The sequence below is a fragment of the Shinella curvata genome (assembly GCF_022899935.1).
Classification (GTDB): Bacteria; Pseudomonadota; Alphaproteobacteria; order Rhizobiales; family Rhizobiaceae; genus Shinella; species Shinella curvata.
The window spans coordinates 747,067-766,210 of sequence record NZ_JALJCJ010000001.1; the positions used below are offsets into that span (position 1 = coordinate 747,067).

The 19,144-nt window shown below is 63.4% G+C and carries 15 protein-coding genes; 5 read left to right on the plus strand and 10 right to left on the minus strand.

Going from position 1 to position 19,144, the window contains the following annotated elements; translation table 11 throughout:
- Nucleotides 1-129 precede the first annotated feature (129 nt).
- The 4 genes from MUU55_RS03620 (at nt 130) to MUU55_RS03635 (ending at nt 4,551) form a co-directional block, all read left to right on the plus strand.
- The gene (locus tag MUU55_RS03620) at nt 130-2,181 is read left to right on the plus strand and encodes a DEAD/DEAH box helicase (RefSeq protein WP_244759385.1); all 2,052 of its coding nucleotides are present in this window, start codon (nt 130-132) and stop codon (nt 2,179-2,181) included.
- Nucleotides 2,182-2,250: 69 nt separating this feature from the next.
- Nucleotides 2,251-3,093 (plus strand): TIGR02587 family membrane protein, encoded by an 843-nt coding sequence (locus tag MUU55_RS03625; RefSeq protein ID WP_244759386.1) that lies wholly within the window; start codon nt 2,251-2,253, stop codon nt 3,091-3,093.
- A 7-nt stretch (nt 3,094-3,100) separates the two neighbouring features.
- Nucleotides 3,101-3,511: a TIGR02588 family protein gene (locus MUU55_RS03630; RefSeq protein ID WP_244759387.1), complete on the plus strand. Its 411-nt coding sequence runs from the start codon at nt 3,101-3,103 to the stop codon at nt 3,509-3,511.
- Between the two features lie 125 nt (nt 3,512-3,636).
- A complete protein-coding gene (locus tag MUU55_RS03635; RefSeq protein WP_244759388.1) occupies nt 3,637-4,551 on the plus strand; it encodes a M23 family metallopeptidase in 915 nt (304 codons plus the stop codon).
- Here MUU55_RS03635 and ligA read toward each other — a convergent pair.
- The 8 genes from ligA to MUU55_RS03675 all read right to left on the minus strand — a co-directional run bounded on the left by ligA (nt 4,538) and on the right by MUU55_RS03675 (nt 15,767).
- Complete coding sequence (gene ligA, locus MUU55_RS03640) at nt 4,538-6,697, minus strand: NAD-dependent DNA ligase LigA (RefSeq protein ID WP_244759389.1); 2,160 nt, start codon at nt 6,695-6,697, stop codon at nt 4,538-4,540. The genes MUU55_RS03635 and ligA overlap by 14 nt on opposite strands.
- Before the next feature lie 64 nt (nt 6,698-6,761).
- The gene (gene recN, locus MUU55_RS03645; RefSeq protein WP_244759390.1) at nt 6,762-8,432 is read right to left on the minus strand and encodes a DNA repair protein RecN; all 1,671 of its coding nucleotides are present in this window, start codon (nt 8,430-8,432) and stop codon (nt 6,762-6,764) included.
- A gap of 16 nt (nt 8,433-8,448) precedes the next feature.
- Nucleotides 8,449-9,315 carry an outer membrane protein assembly factor BamD gene (locus MUU55_RS03650; RefSeq protein ID WP_244759391.1) on the minus strand — a complete coding sequence of 289 codons (867 nt, stop codon included), beginning with the start codon at nt 9,313-9,315 and terminating at the stop codon, nt 8,449-8,451.
- Nucleotides 9,316-9,470: 155 nt separating this feature from the next.
- The gene (lpxC, locus tag MUU55_RS03655) at nt 9,471-10,427 is read right to left on the minus strand and encodes a UDP-3-O-acyl-N-acetylglucosamine deacetylase (RefSeq protein ID WP_244759392.1); all 957 of its coding nucleotides are present in this window, start codon (nt 10,425-10,427) and stop codon (nt 9,471-9,473) included.
- A 325-nt stretch (nt 10,428-10,752) separates the two neighbouring features.
- Complete coding sequence (ftsZ, locus tag MUU55_RS03660; RefSeq protein WP_244759393.1) at nt 10,753-12,507, minus strand: cell division protein FtsZ; 1,755 nt, start codon at nt 12,505-12,507, stop codon at nt 10,753-10,755.
- A 97-nt stretch (nt 12,508-12,604) separates the two neighbouring features.
- Complete coding sequence (gene ftsA / locus MUU55_RS03665; protein WP_244759394.1) at nt 12,605-13,936, minus strand: cell division protein FtsA; 1,332 nt, start codon at nt 13,934-13,936, stop codon at nt 12,605-12,607.
- Nucleotides 13,933-14,853 (minus strand): cell division protein FtsQ/DivIB, encoded by a 921-nt coding sequence (locus tag MUU55_RS03670; RefSeq protein WP_244759395.1) that lies wholly within the window; start codon nt 14,851-14,853, stop codon nt 13,933-13,935. The genes ftsA and MUU55_RS03670 overlap by 4 nt, the downstream gene beginning before the upstream one ends.
- Nucleotides 14,841-15,767, minus strand: coding sequence for a D-alanine--D-alanine ligase (locus MUU55_RS03675; RefSeq protein ID WP_244759396.1), 927 nt, complete (start codon nt 15,765-15,767; stop codon nt 14,841-14,843). The genes MUU55_RS03670 and MUU55_RS03675 overlap by 13 nt, the downstream gene beginning before the upstream one ends.
- A gap of 428 nt (nt 15,768-16,195) precedes the next feature.
- On the opposite strand from MUU55_RS03675, the gene MUU55_RS03680 reads away from it, so the two are divergent.
- Nucleotides 16,196-17,500: an MFS transporter gene (locus tag MUU55_RS03680; protein ID WP_244759397.1), complete on the plus strand. Its 1,305-nt coding sequence runs from the start codon at nt 16,196-16,198 to the stop codon at nt 17,498-17,500.
- A 70-nt stretch (nt 17,501-17,570) separates the two neighbouring features.
- Here MUU55_RS03680 and aqpZ (MUU55_RS03685) read toward each other — a convergent pair whose 3' ends face one another.
- Nucleotides 17,571-18,257: an aquaporin Z gene (aqpZ, locus tag MUU55_RS03685; protein WP_117366539.1), complete on the minus strand. Its 687-nt coding sequence runs from the start codon at nt 18,255-18,257 to the stop codon at nt 17,571-17,573.
- Between the two features lie 121 nt (nt 18,258-18,378).
- Nucleotides 18,379-19,089, minus strand: a complete 711-nt coding sequence (gene aqpZ, locus MUU55_RS03690) for an aquaporin Z (RefSeq protein WP_244759398.1) — start codon at nt 19,087-19,089, stop codon at nt 18,379-18,381.
- Nucleotides 19,090-19,144 lie beyond the last annotated feature (55 nt).

A 19,144-nucleotide genomic window follows, 5' to 3' on the forward strand; every position in this document is an offset into this window, starting at 1 on the left:
AGCTTTGCGTTTTTGCACACTGTACATTTTGGCCAAGGCGCAGTAGAGAGCGCGCAACACGCCCGTCATTCATGGGCTTGCGAGTGCGACGCCAGATCGTCGCTGAACCCGAATTCCGAAAGACCCCATATGACGAATTTCGACAGCCTCGCTCCGGCGATGGCAAAGGCGTTGGAAAAACGCGGCTATACCACTTTGACGCCGGTGCAGATCGCCGTCTCCGACCCCAAGATCGGCGATTCCGACGCGCTGGTTTCCGCGCAGACCGGCTCCGGCAAGACCGTGGCCTTCGGCCTGGCGCTGGCGCCGACGCTGCTGCAGGGCGAAGAGCGTTTCGACCGCGCGGGAAGCCCGCTTGCCCTCGTTATCGCCCCGACGCGCGAACTGGCCATGCAGGTCAAGCGCGAGCTGGAATGGCTCTATGAGATGACCGGCGCCGTCATCGGCTCCTGCGTCGGCGGCATGGATGTGCGCAACGAGCGCCGGGCGCTGGAACGCGGCGCCCATATCATCGTCGGCACGCCGGGCCGCCTGCGCGATCACATCACGCGCGGCAACCTCGATCTCTCCGCCATCCGCGCCGTCGTGCTCGACGAAGCCGACGAGATGCTCGACCTCGGCTTCCGCGAAGACCTCGAATTCATCCTCGAAGCCGCACCCGAAGACCGCCGCACGCTGATGTTCTCGGCCACCGTGCCGAAAGAAATCGCGGCACTCGCCAAGAATTACCAGCGCGATGCCATGCGCATCTCGACGGCCGCCGAACGCGAGCAGCATGTCGATATCGAATACCGCGCGCTGCTCTGCACGCCTTCGGACCGCGAAAACGCCATCATCAACACGCTGCGCTTCTACGATGCGCAGACGGCGATCGTCTTCTGCTCGACGCGCGCGGCGGTGAACCACCTGACGGCCCGCTTCAACAATCGCGGCTTCTCGGTCGTAGCGCTTTCCGGCGAACTCAGCCAGAACGAACGCACCCACGCGCTGCAGGCCATGCGCGACGGCCGCGCCCGCGTCTGCATCGCGACAGACGTCGCCGCCCGCGGTATCGACCTGCCGAACCTCGAGCTCGTTGTGCATGCCGACCTGCCGACCAATCCGGATACATTGCTGCACCGTTCGGGCCGCACGGGCCGCGCCGGCCGCAAGGGCGTGAGCGCCCTCATCGTGCCGCTCAGCGCCCGCCGCAAGGCCGAGCGCCTGTTGCAGATCGCCAATCTCAAGGCCAACTGGGCAACCCCGCCGTCGGCCGAAGAGATCCTGCGCCGCGACGACGAGCGCCTGCTCGCCGACGCGACGCTAACCGACACGATTGGTGAAGACGAAATCGAGACCATCGACGCGCTGGTCGAAAAGTTCGATGCCCGCCAGCTTGCCGCCGCCGTCGCGCGCTATTTCAAGGCTGGTCGTTCCGCACCGGAAGATCTGGTCGAAGTCTCGCTCGAACAACGCAAGCCGCGCGAGCGCAGCAACGATGCCATCCCGGCCGAAACCAAGCGCCCGCGCGACAGCTTTGCCCGCAGCACCTGGATTTCCGTTTCGGTCGGCCGCAAGCAGCGCGCCGAACCGCGCTGGCTGATCCCGATGCTCTGCCGCAACGGCAACATCACCAAGAACGAGATCGGCGCCATCAAGATGCAGCCGGAGGAAACCTTCATCGAGCTTTCCGCCGATGCCTCCGACGGCTTCATGGGCGCGCTTGGCCCCAACAGCATGCTGGAGCGCGGTATCCGCGTGACGGTGCTGGAAGGCATGCCGGACCTGACACCGCAGTTCTATGAGCGCACGCCGGGCGAAAAGACCCAGCGTTACGACAAGCCGGTGCGCAATGAAGAACGCCGCACCGACTGGAAGCCGCGCGGCGAGTTCGACAAGAAGCCCGGCTTTGCCAAGAAGAAGGACTTCGACAAGAAGCGTGAGTTCGACAAGCCCGAAGGTGCGAGTGCCAAGCCGCATTGGAAGGATCGAAACGACAACGCCGACAAGAAGCGCGACTTCGACAAACCGGAAGGCGCGGCAGCCAAGCCGCACTGGAAGGATCGCAACGACGGCACGGACAAGAAGCCCGGCAAGCCCTTCGGCGGACCAAAGCCCTTCAAGGGCAAGCGCGACGAAAAGTTCGCCAAGCCGGAAGGCGGCCCGAAGAAGCCGAAGCCCAAGAAGTTCGACCGCCCCTAAGCGGTTGGCGGCGCGGAACTTTTTGCTCCGCGCCGCATTTCCCCCGCGCTTGTTGCGAGGGGTATTGCGATGGCAGGCGAAACCACATCCGCTGACGACGCGAAAAACGAATTCAACAGCTTCGTGACCGGCCTCGGCCGGGGCGTCGCGGGCGCCCTCTTTCTGGCGCTGCCGATGCTGATGACCATGGAAATGTGGTATCTCGGCTTCACCATCGCCCGCGAGCGGCTGCTCCTGCTGCTTCTCCTCAACATTCCCCTTCTCATTCTGCTCGCCCACCGTATCGGCTTCGAAGAGACGTTCACCTGGCGCGAGGCGATCCGCGACGCAATCATCGCCTATGGCATCGGCATCGTCACCAGCGTCATCGTGCTCGCCGCGCTCGGCCTGCTGCATGCCGACATGCCGGTGAGCGAAGCGGTCGCCAAGATCGCACTGCAATCCGTCCCGGCCAGCATCGGCGCCATGCTCGGCCGCAGCCAGCTCGGCCACGACGACACCGAGGACGATGGCAAGGAAACGCCCTATCACGGTGAACTGCTGATGATGGCCGCCGGCGCCCTCTTCCTCTCGCTCAATATTGCCCCGACCGACGAGATGATGGTGCTCGCCTACAAGATGTCGATCTGGCACGCGATCGTCGTCACCGTGCTTTCGATCGCACTGATGCACGGCTTCGTCTATGCCGTCTCCTTCATCGGCGGGCACGAACTCGAGCCGGAAACGCCGTGGTGGCACGCCTTCGTGCGCTTCACCTTGCCCGGCTATGTCATTGCGTTGGCGATCAGCATCTTCGCACTCTGGATCTTCGAGCGGCTGGGCGACAGTTCCGCCGTCGAGATCATGCTGTCCGTCATCGTACTCGGCTTTCCGGCATCGCTCGGTGCCGCCGCCGCGCGCCTGATCCTGTGAGGCGGCCATGACCAAATCCGATCAGGGCCGCCACAGGGAACGCCAGGATCCGCACTGGATCGAATGGCTGACGGGCATCGTGTCCGCACTGCTGGTCGCCGCCATCCTCGGCTGGCTGACCTGGGAAGCCTTTACCCGGAAGGCGACACCACCGGACCTCGTCGTGACCGTGCTGACGACCGAAAAAACCACCGCCGGCCACCGCGTGGCCTTCGATATCTACAACACCGCAACGACGACGGCGGCCGCCGTCACCGTCATCGGCCGGCTGACGGATGGCGACCGCGTGATCGAGGAGAACGACGTGACCTTCGACTATGTGGCCGCTGAATCCAAATCGACCGGCGCAATCCTCTTCCAGAACGATCCGGCGGGCCACACCGTCGATATCCGGCCGGCCGGTTACACCGACCCTTAGGAAACGTCGATAAGCTGTGGAAGAGACTCCGAAAAACGGAACCAATCTCGCCGGGGAGGATTGAGCAGGAACAAACGTCCGTGTCCGGCGATGAGGATGGGCATGGCTGATCCTGAGGTCTATCCATGGAACTGCCGCTCATCATCCTGCTGACGACCCAGGTTATCCTCCCGATCTTCTTCCTGCTCTGGCTCTGGCTTCCACAGCCGGCCGACAGGCTGGGATGGCTGATGCGCGTCGTCTATGGTGCGTGCTACTTCGCCTTCATCGCCATTATCGGCCGCTGGGATTTCCTGAGCACGGTTCTGGTGATCGCACTGCCCGTCATCTTCCTGGTTTCCGCCCTCCTCGCCTACCGCCGCGTGCGCCACCGCCCCTGGAGCCGCTCGACAGCCATCATGCGCACCCATGGCTTCACGGCGGCCATGGCGGTGTTCTTCCTGGCGCTGACAGCGCGGGCATTGTCCGGTTACGGCTATCAGGAGACGGCCGTGGAGCTGGAATTTCCCCTCACGGCCGGCACCTACTACATCGGACAGGGCGGCAGCGCGACGTCGATCAACTATCATCACACGGACCGAAGCCAGCGCTATGCACTCGATATCGTCGCGCTCAATCCATTCGGCGCGCGGGCTGCGGGTATCATGCCGACGAACCTTGCCGACTATGTCGTCTATGATCGTGCGGTGAAAAGTCCGTGCACGGGCGTTGCCATCTCGACGCATGATGGTGTCGGAGACAACAGGATTTCAGAAACGAACACGCAGGACCCCGCGGGTAACTACATCATCCTCGCCTGCGGCACGGCGCGCGTGTTGCTTGCCCATCTCCGCAAGGGCTCGATTGCGGTTCAGGGCGGCGAACTGGTCACTGCGGGCGAAACGCTCGGCCGCGTCGGTAATTCCGGAAACTCCTCCGAGCCGCACCTCCACATGCATGCCTATCTCGGCGGTACGCTGGACTACAGTGCGGGAGAAGGTGTGCCAATGACCTTCGACAGCCGTTTCCTCGTGCGCGGCTCGACCGTCACGATCCCTTGATGAGCTCGAACCAGCCGTCCTCGTCGATCACTTCGACGTTGAATTCCTTCGCCTTGTCGAGCTTGGAACCTGCGCCGGGGCCGGCGACGACGAGGTCGGTCTTCTTCGAAACTGACCCCGCGACCTTCGCACCCAGCCGTTCCGCCATCGCCTTCGCCTCATCGCGCGTCATCTTCTCCAGCGAGCCGGTGAAGACCACCGTCTTGCCGACGACCGGACTTGAAGTCGCGACAACCGCCTCGGCCGCTTCCGGCGTCACCTCCTGAAGCAGCCGGTCGATCACATCGACATTGCGCGGCTCCTTGTAGAATTCGACCATCGCACGGGCGACGACCTCACCGATGCCGTCGATGCTGTTGAGCTCGGTCCAGGCCTCACCCGAAAGCGAGGCCGAGGCCTTCATCGCCTCTTCGAAGGCGGCATAGGTGCCATAGGCGCGCGCCAGCAGTTTCGCATTGGTCTCGCCGACATGGCGGATGCCGAGCGCATAGATGAAGCGGTTGAGGGCAATCGAGCGGCGGGCGTCGATGGCGTCATAGAGTTTGCGCACGCTCACCTTGCCGAAGCCGTCGATGTTTTCGAGCTTGGTCAGCGAACCCGCCTGCCGCTTTTCCAGTGTGAAGATATCGGGCGCCGTGCGGATCGTCAGCGACGGATCCTCCGCCTCGAAGAAGAAATCGATCTGCTTGGAGCCGAGACCTTCGATATCAAAGGCATTGCGCGAGACGAAATGCTTCAGGTGCTCCACTGCCTGCGCACGGCAGACGAAGCCGCCGGTGCAGCGCGTCACGGAATCGAGCCGACCGGTCTTCTCGTTGCGCTCGCGCACCGCATGGCTGCCGCAGACCGGGCAGGTCTTGGGGAATTCGTAGCGCTGGGCGTCCGCCGGGCGCTTCTCCATCACCACGTCAAGCACCTGCGGGATCACATCGCCCGCGCGCTGCACGATGACAGTATCGCCGATGCGGATATCGTGATCCTCGGCGCGGATGCGCTCACCGCTGTTGCCGATGCCTTCAACGTAATCCGCATTGTGCAGCGTCGCATTGGTGACGACCACGCCGCCGACCGTGACGGGCGTCAGCCGCGCAACCGGAGTCAGCGCGCCGGTGCGGCCGACCTGGATGTCGATCTTCTCGACGATGGTGAAGGCCTGTTCGGCCGGAAACTTGTGCGCCGTCGCCCAGCGCGGTGAACGTGAGCGGAAGCCGAGACGCTCCTGCAAGGCCAGTTCATCCACCTTGTAGACGACGCCGTCGATATCGTAGTCGAGGTCCGGGCGCGCAAGGCCGATCTCGCGATAATGCGCGATGATATCCTCGACGCGCGACAGACGCTGCGTCATCGGATTGACCGGGAAACCCCAGGATTTCAGCACGCCTATCATGCCGAACTGGGTATCGGCCGGCATCTGGGACATCTCGCCCCAGGCATAGGCGAAGAAGCGCAGCTTCCGGCTCGCCGTCACGGAGGCATCGAGCTGGCGCAGTGAGCCCGCCGCCGTGTTGCGAGGGTTGACATAGGTCTGCTTGCCCTCCGACGCCATTTTCTCGTTCAGCGCAAGAAAATCGCTCTTGGCCATATAGACCTCGCCGCGCACCTCGACGACCTCAGGCGCGCCGGCCGGCAGGCGGTTCGGGATTTCAGTGATGGTCTGCACATTGGCGGTGACGTTCTCACCGGTCGTGCCGTCGCCGCGCGTCGCTGCCGTCACGAGGCGGCCATTCTCGTAGCGGATCGACATGGAAAGGCCGTCGATCTTCGGCTCGGCGGTAAAGGCGATGGAATCATCCGGCAGGCGGCCGAGGAAGCGATAGACCGAGGCGACGAAGTCCCGCACGTCCTCGTCGGAAAACGTGTTGTCGAGCGACAGCATGGGGCGGGAATGGGTGATCGGCGCGAAAGTGGCAAGCGGTGCCGAACCGACCCGGCGCGACGGGCTGTCATCGCGCACCAAAGCGGGAAAACGCGCCTCGATCTCCTCGTTACGCCGCTTCAGCGCATCGTATTCGGCATCCGAAATCTCGGGCGCGTCCTGCCCGTGATAGAGCTCGTCATTGCGCGCGATCTCCGCCGCCAGAAAGGCGAGCTCGGCCGCAGCCTCGTCTTCGGTCAGGGTTTCGACAGGGGTTTTCGCGTTCGCCATGACATGCTCCGGGATTCGCATCCGTTTTTAGAGCAAAGCTGACGAAAGGAAAGATGGCAGACCGTTACGTCCCGCCCGAAAGCAGCCGTGCGGCAGCAGCCCGCGCCTCGTCGGTCACGGAGGCGCCGGCCAGCATGCGAGCGATCTCTTCGGTGCGCGCACCCTCGTCCATGCGGGCGACGCGGGTGGCGACGGTCTCGCTGCCCTCGACCGGCCCCTTGGAGATGAGAAGATGCGTTGCCGCGCGCGCGGCAACCTGCGGTGCATGGGTGACGGAGAGCACCTGCACAGTGGCGGACAGCCGCTTCAGCCGCTGGCCGATGGCGTCGGCCACCGCGCCGCCGACACCGGTGTCGATTTCGTCGAAGACGAGTGTCGGGGCCGAGCCGCGATCGGCCAGCGCAACCTTCAGCGCCAGCAGGAAGCGCGAAAGCTCGCCGCCCGAGGCGACCTTCATGATCGGGCCGGGACGCGTGCCGGGATTGGTCTGGACGTGGAACTCCACGGTGTCGATCCCTTCCTCCGCCCCGCCGTCGGGATCGGTGGTGATCTCGACGGTGAAGCGCGCCCGCTCCAGCTTCAGCGCCGGCAGCTCCGCCATCACGGCGGCGGCGAGCGCATCGGCGGTGTGGTGGCGCTTTTCGGAGAGCGACTTGGCGGAGATTTCGAAGGCCGCGCGCGCTTCGGTGAGCCGCGACTGCAACTGCACCAGCTTCTCCTCGCCGGCATCGAGATCGGCAAGGTCGGCGATCATCTTGGCGGCCAGCGCCGGAAGACCGGTGACGGGCACGGAATATTTGCGGGCGGCGGCGCGCAGCGCAAACAGCCGTTCCTCCGTGCGCTCCAGCTCCTTGGGATCGTATTCCGTCTTGCGCAGCGCCGTCTCGACGGCCATCTGCGCATCCGACAGCTGGTTCAGCGCCAGATCGAGGAATTCGACGGTTTCTTCCAGCAGGCCCGGCGCCTCATGGCTCTTGCGCTCCAGCCGGCGCACGAGGGCGGCGATCAGTGGCACGGGCGAGGCACTGCCGTTCAGGAAGTCGCTCGCCTCGTTGATGTCACCGGCGATGCGCTCGGCCTTCATCATGCGGGCGCGCACCTCGGCCAGCGCATCCTCCTCGCCATCCTGCGGCGAGAGCACTTCCAGTTCCTCGACGGACGAACGGAGATAATCCGCTTCACGGGCGGCGGCCTCCACCTTATCGCGGTGGCGGCGCAGAGTGCGCTCGGCTTCCTTCCAGTGATGATAGAGCGTGCCGACATCGGCCGCCGCTTCGCTCAGGCCGCCGAAGGCGTCGAGCAGCAGGCGATGCGCGTCGGTATCGACCAGCGCCCGGTCGTCATGCTGGCCGTGGATTTCGACGAGAAGCTGACCAGCCTGGCGCATGAGCTGCACGGACACCGGCTGGTCGTTGACATAGGCCTTGGTGCGGCCGTCGGCCGATTGCTGGCGGCGGAAGATGAGGTCGCCATCGTCGTCGATGCCGTTTCCGCGCAACAACGCACGTGCTGCATGTTGCATCGGCACATCGAAAACGGCCGTCACCTGGCCGCGCTCCGTTCCATGACGCACCAGCGAGCCATCACCGCGTCCGCCGAGTGCCAGCGAAAGGCTGTCGAGGAGGATGGATTTGCCGGCACCCGTCTCCCCGGTCAGCACGGATAGACCCGGCTCGAACGCAAGGTCGAGCCGTTCGATCAGGACGATATCGCGGATCGATAGCTGCGCCAGCATGGCAAGTGCTCTTGGTTTAGGCGCCGATCAGCTTCTTGCCGGCGCGCGATATCCAGGAACCGTCGTTTTCACGCGGCTCCAGACCCTTCGACTGCAACAGCTTGTAGCTGTCGGCATACCATTGGCTGTCCGGATAGTTATGGCCGAGAACGGCAGCAGCCGTCTGCGCTTCGCTAGCAAGGCCCATCGCGTAATAGGTCTCGACGAGACGCGCCAGCGCTTCCTCGATCTGGTTTGTCATCGGATAAGTTTCGACGACCACGCGGAAGCGGCTGACCGCTGCGATGTATTCCTTGCGCTCGAGATAGTAGCGACCGATCTGCATTTCCTTGCCGGCGAGCTGGTCGCGGGCAAAACGCATCTTGTTCTGGGCATCCTCGACATATTCCGAGTCCGGATAGTTGTCGACGACGGCCTTCATCGCTTCAAGCGTCTGCTGCGAGGTGCGCTGGTCCTGCGTCACGCTCGGGATCTGCTTCCAGTAGGCAAGGCCGATGATGTATTGCGCGTAGGCCGCGTCCGAAGATTCCGGATAGAGGTTCAGGTAGCGTTTGCCGGCCGTGACGGCCTCTTCATACTGCCCCTGGCGGTAGCTGGTGAACGCGCTCATCACGAGCGCCTTGCGGGCCTGCTCGGAAAAGGGATTCTGCCGGTCGACGGCCGCGAACTTGCGGTTCGCCTCGCCTACCTTGCCGGCGCTGAGGTTTGCCAGGCCCTGATTATAGAGCGTATCGGCGGACTCGGTCTCGCCGGAAAGCTTTGAAATATCGATGTCGGGATCAGACTGGCAGGCAGAAAGACCAATCGAAGACGCCGTAGCGACAAGCGTAAGATAGACAATGCGCGCCGTCTTCTTCACACCAACAGACCCTGCAACAACCATGTGATAATCCCAGTTCAACGGCGCCCCATGCGGACGGGCCGCATATGCGCCCCGCGTTGTATCTCCAAATACGTGAAGATCGCAACGCCATGCCCACGCATTAACGCATTTTTATGGCATTCGTGTCGGGAAAGAAAAAGGAATGCGGCCCGGTCTCAGAGAGACCAGGGCGCGAATTCCGGTGCGTTGACGGCAATCAGCTCGCGCTGGCCGACGCGCGAACGGGGTGCGGAGGCTTCGACCACTTCGTAAGCCGAGCGATCGCTGAGCAGCGCCTTGAGGGCATGCGCATTCATCTTGTGGCCGCCGCGATACGAGCGGTAGCAGCCGATGAACTGCGCACCGGCAAGCGCCAGATCGCCGACGGCGTCGAGCGTCTTGTGGCGCACGAACTCGTCCTTGGCGTAGCGCAGGCCTTCGACGTTGATCACGGTGTTGTCATCGGAGATGACGACCGAGTTCTCCAGCGACGAACCGAGCGCAAGACCGGCGGCCCAGAGACGCTCGACATCGCGCATGAAGCCGAAGGTGCGCGCGCGGGAAAGCTCGCTGCGGAAGGTGGCGGGCGAAAGATCGCCCTTCCAGGACTGGCGGCCGATGAGCGGGCAGTCGAAATCGATCTCGACTTCGAATCGCGTGCCGTCATAGGGCGAGAACTCGGCCCAGGAGGCACCTGCCTCGACACGGACCGGCTTGATGATTCGGATGTAGCGGCGCTTCACGGCAAGCGCGGTCAGGCCCACCTCGTCGATCGCCTCGATGAAGGGCGCGGAGCTGCCATCCATGATCGGCATTTCGGCGCCACTAACCTCGATCAGGGTATTGTCGAGACCAAGCGCATAGAGCGCGGCCATGACATGTTCGACAGTCGCAATCGACGTGGCCGGCGAGAAGCCGAGAACCGTGCAGAGATCGGTGCTGCCGACCTGCGAGGACACCGCGCGGTATTCGCTGACGGTGCCGTCGGCGAACTGGCGCTGAAAAACGATGCCGCTGTCAGCCTCGGCCGGGTTGAAGGTGATCGAGACCGGTACGCCGGAATGCACGCCCGTGCCGGAAATCGTCACCGGGCTTGCAATCGTGGTCTGGAAACCGAGCATCGTCATGTGCATTCGCCTCGTCTTATTGCCGGCTCATTCTTCGCCGACACTTTCAATTCCTGGCCCAAGGGATCCTGTGGCCGGACGCTGCGCGCCCGCCGACAAGTTTGCCTGATCGTCTGGAGTGGCTTGATGCGCTCCGGCTCACGCCGGCGATCCGAATCCTGACTGGCCCCTGTGCCTATCCTAAATCTAGTAGGTCCCTCAGCGTCTTACAAATCACTGTTTCTTTCGCTTTGTTACGCTTTTATCCAATGCGTAAACCACTGAAACAGAAGCAGAAATAAAAATGCCCGGATCAGGATCCGGGCATTTCGTTACAAAGCGGTGTTTGGCCTCAGTTCGACTGACGGCGCAGGAAGGCCGGAATTTCCAGCTGGTCTTCCTCGCCCAGCGAACGCGGCTGCGGGTTGGCACGGCCGTGATCGTCGAGCTGGCCGCGGCGCGGCGCGTAGAGGCTGGCCTCCGGCGACAGCGCGCGGCGCTGCTGCTGGGCGACCGGCTCCTGCTGGACCGGCTGCTGCGGCTCTTCGTGACGGCCAAGCGACGAGGTCAGGCGCTTGAGCAGACCCATCGGGCCACGCTCTTCGGTGTGGGTCGCAACCGGCTGCGGGGCCGAACGATGATCGATTTCAGCCTGCACGACAGGCGGGAAATCCTCGATCTTCGGCATGCGCATGGCCTGCGGCTCCTGACGGATGATCGGAGCGGCGGGCTCGACACGCTGCTGCATCACCGGGGCCTGCTGAACCGGCTGCTGAACCGGAACGGCACGCTGGACGACCGGCGTTTCGGCCGGCGTCGCGAACAGGCGATTCTGCAGGCGCGGCTCTTCCTGAACCTGGGCGGCGACCGGCTGGGCCGGAACCGGGCGGCTTGCCGGAATGGCCAGCTCGCGTTCCAGGCTTTCCTCCGACGCGCGAATGGCTTCGGCGATCGGATCGACGACCGGCTGCTGGAACACCGGCTGCTGCAGGACGGGCTGCGGCTGCTGGGCGACCGGCTGGGGCTGCGGAGCGACGGCGACCGGCTGAGCCTGCGGCTGGACCGGAACGGCGGCGGACGGACGAACTACCGGCTTGCTGAGGCTGCGAAAGTCAGCATTCCGTGCAGCCACCTCCGAGGCCGCGCGATCGATACCGGTTGCAACAACGGAAACGCGGATCAGGCCTTCGAGCTCTTCATCGAAGGTAGCACCGAGAATGATGTTTGCGTCCGGATCGACTTCCTCGCGGATACGGGTTGCCGCTTCGTCGACTTCGAAAAGGGTAAGGTCGCGACCGCCGGTGATGGAGATCAGCAGGCCCTGCGCGCCCTTCATCGAGGTCTCGTCGAGCAGCGGGTTAGCGATAGCGGCTTCGGCAGCGGCCATTGCGCGGCCCTCGCCCGAAGCCTCGCCCGTGCCCATCATGGCGCGGCCCATCTCGCGCATCACCGAGCGGACGTCGGCGAAGTCGAGGTTGATGAGGCCTTCCTTGACCATCAGGTCGGTGATGCAGGCAACGCCCGAATAGAGAACCTGGTCGGCCATCGCGAAGGCGTCGGCAAACGTGGTCTTGTCGTTGGCGATGCGGAAGAGGTTCTGGTTCGGGATGACGATCAGCGTATCGACCGACTTCTGCAGTTCCAGAATGCCTTCTTCGGCAAGGCGCATGCGACGGCCGCCTTCGAAGTGGAACGGCTTGGTGACGACGCCGACGGTCAGGATGCCCTTGTTGCGGGCAGCCTGGGCGACGACCGGAGCTGCGCCCGTACCCGTACCGCCACCCATGCCGGCGGTGACGAAGCACATGTGGGTGCCGTTCAGGTGATCGATGATTTCGTCGATGCACTCTTCGGCAGCGGCGCGGCCGACTTCCGGCTGCGAGCCGGCGCCGAGGCCTTCCGTGACGGCAACACCCATCTGGATGATGCGCGAAGCCTTGGTCATGGAGAGCGCCTGGGCATCGGTGTTGGCGACGACGAAATCGACACCCTCGAGGCCTGCGGTGATCATGTTGTTGACAGCATTGCCGCCGCCGCCGCCGACACCGAAGACGGTGATGCGGGGCTTCAGCTCAGTGATGTCCGGCTTCTGCAGCTTGATAGTCATTCCAGTGTTCCTTTCGTTTCCGGCCGCTTCGCCCAGCCGGTCTATTCCTAAAACTCGTTTGTCGGTCTCTCCCGGCGGCACGCCGTCGGGAAACCCGTCAGAAACTTTCCTTCAGCCACTGGCCCATGCGGGCTATGCGGCCACTGCCCCCCGTCAGCTGCGAGAGCATGCCGCCCTGCACAGCGTGTTCTTCCAGTTCCGCCACCTGCGGATAGATCATCAACCCGACGGCCGTCGAAAAGGCCGGTCCCTTGGCTGCCGTCGGCAGACCCGACACGCCGAGCGGGCGGCCGATTCGCACATTGCGGGCGAGGATGCGGCGAGCCGCTTCGGGCAGGCCTGTCAGCTGGCTGGCGCCACCCGTCAGGACGATGCGCTTGCCAACAATCGGCGAGAAGCCGGAACGCTGGATGCGATCGCGAATGAGTTCGAGCGTCTCTTCGATACGGGCCCGGACGATGCGCGAGATGAGCGCACGCGGCACGTGGGTCGGCTGGTCGCGGTCGTCCTCGCCGATCGGCGGAACGGTGAGGATGTCGCGCTCGTCGCCGGCATTGGCGAGGGCAGAGCCGTGCACGACCTTCAGGCGCTCGGCGTCCTCGATACGGGTGGAAAGACCGCGCGCGAGATCGGTGGTGACGTGGTGGCCACCGAGCGAGACGGCGTCGGAATGCACCAGCTTGCCTTCGGCGAAGACGGAGATCGTCGTCGTGCCGCCGCCCATGTCGATGCAGGCGCAGCCGAGTTCGACTTCGTCATCGACCAGAGCCGAAAGGCCGCTGGCGTAGGGCGTCGCGACCATACCCTCGACCGAGAGGTGGGCGCGGTTGATGCACAGTTCGAGGTTCTTGAGCGACGAGCGCTCCGCCGTCAGCACATGCATGTCGACGCCGAGGACATCGCCGAACATCGAGAGCGGATCGCGGATGCCACGCTCGCCGTCCAGCGAGAAGCCCGTCGGCAGCGAGTGAAGGATGGCGCGGTCCTGGCGCAGCGACTGCTGGCCGGCGACGGCAAGGACCTTGCGCAGGTCGTTGGCATCGACTTCCTGGCCACCAAGATCGATGGTCGCGGTGTAGATATCGCTCTGCAGGCGGCCCGCCGAGACGTTGACGATCAGGCTCTCGATGGTGAGGCCGGCCATACGCTCGGCCGCATCGACAGCGAGGCGCACGACGCTTTCGGCGGCATCGAGATCGGCGATCACGCCGTTCTTCACGCCGCGGGACTTCTGGTGGCCGATGCCGATGATCTCGACATTGTGCGTGCGGCCCGGAAGGATCTCGCTCTCGGCACGCGGCGTCAGCCGGCCGATCATGCAGACGACCTTGGTGGAACCGATGTCGAGGACCGAAACGACATGAGCCCGCTTGGAAGACAGCGGCTTCAAGCGCGGCAGGCCGAAATGGGACGAACCGAAAATGCTCATGTGCGCTTCGCTGCCTTCTTCAGGTCCTTTGCCCTCTGCTCGACCGCCTTGGTACGGCGTTCGAGCGCCCCTTCCGTCAATTGAACCGTCGTGCGGTCTTCGAGACGCAGATCGACGGCTGCGATATCGCGCTCCAGAAGCCGCTCGCTCGCATCGAGCGAGGCCAGCATGTCCATGGCGCGCGGCACGTTGTGCTCCGGCAGCTTGACAACGATACCGTTGTCGAGACGCAGATCCCAGCGGCGCCCGGCGACCCGGATATAGGCCTTCACCCGCGACTTGAGCTCCGGCCAGCTGTCGAATTCGTCGGCAAAGCTTGCCGCCGCTGTTTCGGCATCGCGGCCGACGAACAGCGGCAACGAGGAGAATTTGTTATCGCGAAGCGGCGCGATCACGCTGCCGTTCTTCTCGATCAGCGACAGGTCGGTGCCGTGCTGCCAGATCGCGAAGGCCTCGCGCTCCTTGAGCGCGATCTCGATCGTGCCAGGATAGACCTTGCGCACCGAAGCGTCCTCCACCCAGGGCAATTCCGTCAGCTTCTGGCGGGCTTCCTTCACGTCAAGGGCGACCAGCGAGGTCGTTCCATCGAGACCGAGGCGCTCGAGGATGTCGATTTCCGAGGTTTCCCGGTTGCCCGAGACCTTCACATCCTCGATGGCAAAGCCGATCGCGGTGGTCGAAGCCTGGGCGAAATCCTGAGAATGGCCGCCGAGCGACATGCCGTAGAGACCGGTCGCACCGATGAAGGCGACAGTGGCCATGCTGCCGGCATGGCGCGGAATATTGATTCGGCCAGCCGCGAGGCTGACGAGGAAACGGACGATACGGCGCAGCGGACGCGGCAGCACGCGACCGGCTTCCGGCTCCGCGAGGCCGGCGGGACGAACCCTGCCCTTCTTGACGCTCAACGCAAACACGACGCGTCCTCCACCATCCACTTCAAGAATTCACCAAAGGAATGGCCGGCATGATCGGCCATTTCGGGCACCAGGGAGGTGGGGGTCATGCCGGGCTGGGTGTTGATTTCCAGCCAGATCAGCTCGCCATTCTCGGAAAAACGGTCGTCGTAACGGAAGTCGGAACGGCTGACGCCACGGCACCCGATCGCTTGATGCGCCTTGAGTGCGAGTGTTTGTACTTTTTGGTAAATATTTGGTGAAATCTGCGCCGGGATGACGTGTTTCGAACCACCTTTTACGTATTTGGAATCATAGTCGTAGAAGGCGTGGCCCTGCGGCACCACTTCAGTCACCCCAAGCGCCACATCGCCCATGACGCCGCAGGTGAGTTCGCGGCCATAGACGTAGCGCTCGACCATGACGCTGTCGCCGTAACGCCATTCCTGCGAGGTGATGATCTGCGGCGGATGCGACTGGTCTTCCTTGACCATGACGACGCCGAAGGACGAGCCCTCGCGCACCGGCTTCACCACGTAAGGCGGCTTCATCGGATGGCTGGAGGTGAAATCGAATCGATTCATCAGGCGCTGTTCGGCGACCGGGATGCCGGCGGCCTTGGCGACGATCTTTGCCTGCGCCTTGTCCATGGCGAGCGCCGAAGCGAGCACGCCGGAATGGGTATAGGGAATTTCGAGATATTCGAGCACGCCCTGAATGGTGCCGTCCTCGCCGAAGGGGCCATGCAGCGCATTGAAGGCGACGTCGGGCTTCAGTTCCGCAAGGACGCTGGCGACGTCATGACCGACGTCGACGCGGGTAACCTTGTAACCCACGGCCTCGAGCGCATCCGCGCAGGCGTTGCCCGACGAAAGGCTCACCGGCCGTTCCGACGAAAAACCACCCATCAACATCGCGACGTGCTTGACGCTCATGAAACCCTCAACTGAATACCGCACACTGCCCCTCGTCGCTTGTGCGGACCTGATTTTGCTCCGGATCCGACTCGGGCGACCGAGATGGGACCACTAGAGCGGCATTAAGGTTAATGAAGCGTTTACTTTCGTTAACCTGACCCGTCGCGGGACGAATTTTCCTGATCCGAATCAAGTCCCGCTTCGATTCCTCTTCTGGAATCAGAGAGTTGCCATCGACGCAAGAAAAACCAAAAAATTAGAAGATGCTGAGCAAGCGGCAACACGGCGGCAAGCCTTGGTAAACGCCGGGGAACCGACAAAGACCGAAAAGTACGATTTTTCGCCCTTGCGCGATCTTTTATTGTTTCATCGACCGTTCGGTTGACGTAATAGAACCCCGCTGCCTCCCAAGACGGCAAACAAGAAACATTAAAAAGGCACCCACGATGAGTGAGACACTCGCTTCCGGGTCGCCGACCGCAACGCATTCCAACCGTGCCGGACTGAACTCCCCGGCGCGCGTTCTTTTTGCAAGCCTGGTCGGAACGACCATCGAATTCTTCGATTTCTACGTTTACGCCACCGCCGCCGTGCTGGTCTTCCCGACGCTGTTCTTCCCGAACAGTGATCCGACGACAGCGCTGCTCGCCTCCTTCGCGACCTTCTCGATCGCCTTCTTCGCCCGCCCGCTCGGCGCCATCGTCTTTGGACACTATGGTGACCGCATCGGCCGCAAGACGACGCTGGTCGCCGCGCTTTTGACCATGGGCGTCTCGACCGTGATCATCGGCCTCCTGCCTTCCTACGAGACGATCGGCGTGCTCGCGCCGCTGCTGCTGGCGCTATGCCGCTTCGGTCAGGGTTTTGGTCTCGGTGGTGAATGGGGCGGCGCTGTGCTGCTCGCCACGGAAAACGCCCCGCCGGGCAAGCGCAGCTGGTACGGCATGTTCCCGCAGCTAGGCGCACCGGTCGGTCTTTTCCTCTCCTCCGGCATCTTCTGGCTGTTGCTGCATGTCATGTCGCAGGAAACGCTGCTCGCCTGGGGCTGGCGCATCCCCTTCGTCGCCTCGATCGTGCTGATCGCCGTCGGCCTGTGGGTCCGCCTGTCGATCACCGAGACGCCGGCCTTCCAGAAGGCCATCGAGAAGCAGGAACGCGTGGACGTGCCCGTCGTGGAACTCTTCCGCAACCACAAGCGCAGCCTCGTGCTCGGCACCTTCGTGGCGCTCGCCACCTTCGTGCTGTTCTACATCGGCTCGGCCTACCTGCTCTCCTACAACGTCAAGGTTCTCGGCATCCCCTTCGTCGAGGCGCTGGAAGTCCAGCTTCTGGGTTCGGTGCTCTTCGGCATCTTCATCCCGATCGCCGGCAAGCTCGCTGAACGGTTTGGCCGCCGCGAAGTGCTGATCCTCACGACCGTCCTGATCGGCGTCTTCTCGTTCTTCCTGCCGGGCCTGATGACCGGTGGCGAAACGTCGATCTTCATCTTCGTGATTTTCGCGATGGCGCTTATGGGCATGACCTACGGCCTGATCGGCACGGCTCTGGCCGCTCCTTTCCCGACGCGGGTGCGCTATACGGGGTCGTCGATCACCTTCAACTTCGCCGGCATCTTCGGCGCCTCGCTCGCACCCTATATAGCGACCTGGCTGCAGGCGAATTACGGCATGACCTATGTCGGCTATTATCTCGGCATCGCCGCCGTGATCACGCTGGTCTGCATCCTGCTTTCGGGCAAGGAAGAGGTCTGAGCCTTTCAAAAGGCTGCTAATCAAAAACCCGCCGTGGTGACACGGCGGGTTTCTTTTTGCCCTTGAGCGATCAGTCGTTCTCGCCGACGATCTTCCAGATCACACCGCCGATGACGGCGCCGACAATCGGAGCCACCCAGAACAGCCAGAGCTGCGAGAGAGCTGCCGTCTCGGCAAACAGCGCCACACCCGTCGAGCGGGCCGGGTTCACCGAGGTGTTGGTGACCGGGATCGAAACGAGATGGATCAGCGTGAGACCGAGGCCGATGGCAATCGGCGCGAAGCCAGCCGGTGCGCGGCCATGAGTGGAGCCGAGGATGATGATCAGGAAGAATGCCGTCAGCACCACTTCAGCCACCAGCGCCGCCGTCAGCGAATAACCGCCGGGCGACAGCTCGCCATAGCCGTTCGAGGCGAAGCCACCGGCAGCAAAGCCTGCCTTGCCGGAGGCGATCAGGTAGAGCACGGCAGCAGCTGCAACAGCACCGACAACCTGCGCCACGATATAGGGCACGAGGCTGGACGCCGGGAACTTACCGGCAACCGTCAGGCCGACGGAAACCGCCGGGTTGAAATGGCCGCCCGAAATACCGCCGACCGTATAGGCCATGGTCAGAACCGTCAGGCCGAAGGCGAAGGAGACGCCGAGCAGGCCGATACCGACTTCCGGAAAAGCGGCGGCCAGCACGGCGCTGCCGCAACCGCCGAAGACAAGCCAGAACGTGCCGAGAAATTCGGCCGAAAGTTTTTTAAACATGAATGCCCCCTGTCCAGGCCCCGCTGGAGCGAGGCCAGCCGCGCAACCATCACGCGACTGAGGCTAGATTTCGCTAAACTTGTCTGAATGAAAGCTGAACGAAACAAAATATTCGAAAATTCTAATTCGAGACACAGCTCTCCGCGTCATCGCCCTCACCGATCGCCCTCCAGGTCAGCGTGCCGATGAGGGCGCCCAGCATCGGGGCAAGCCAGAACAGCCATAGCTGCGAGAGAGCCCCCGTCTGGGCAAACAGCGCAAGCGCCGTCGAACGGGCCGGGTTCAGCGACGTGTTGGTGATCGGGATCGACACGAGGTTGATGGCCGTCAGGCTGAGCCCGATCGCAACCGGCGCAAAGCCGGCCGGGACACGCTCGTGAATGGAGCCGAGAATGACAAACAGGAACAGCGCCATCAGCACCACCTCGGTCACCAGTGCCGCCGTCATCGAATAACCGCCCGGCGACAACTCGCCATAACCATTGGCGCCAAACCCGCCGGGCACGAAACCGGCCTTGCCGGAGGCGACGAGATAGAGCGTGGCCGCGGCCGCCAGCGCACCCGCCACCTGCGCAGCGGCATAGGGCAGCACCTGCGCGGCGGGAAATTTGCCGGCAACAGCAAGGCCGACGGAGACGGCCGGGTTCATGTGGCCGCCGGAAACGCCGCCGATCGTGTAGATCATCGCCATCAGCGCGATGCCGGCGGAAAACGAAATACCGACGATGCCGATCCCGATCTGCGGAAAAGCTGTGGCCAGAATGCCGCTGCCGCTGCCGATGAAGATGAGCCAGAAGGTGCCGATAAATTCGGCGGTCAGTTTTTTGAACAAGAATGCCCCCATTGCCCGCAAAGCGGGGCCACGCGCCGTTTTCGGCGCGCGGTGT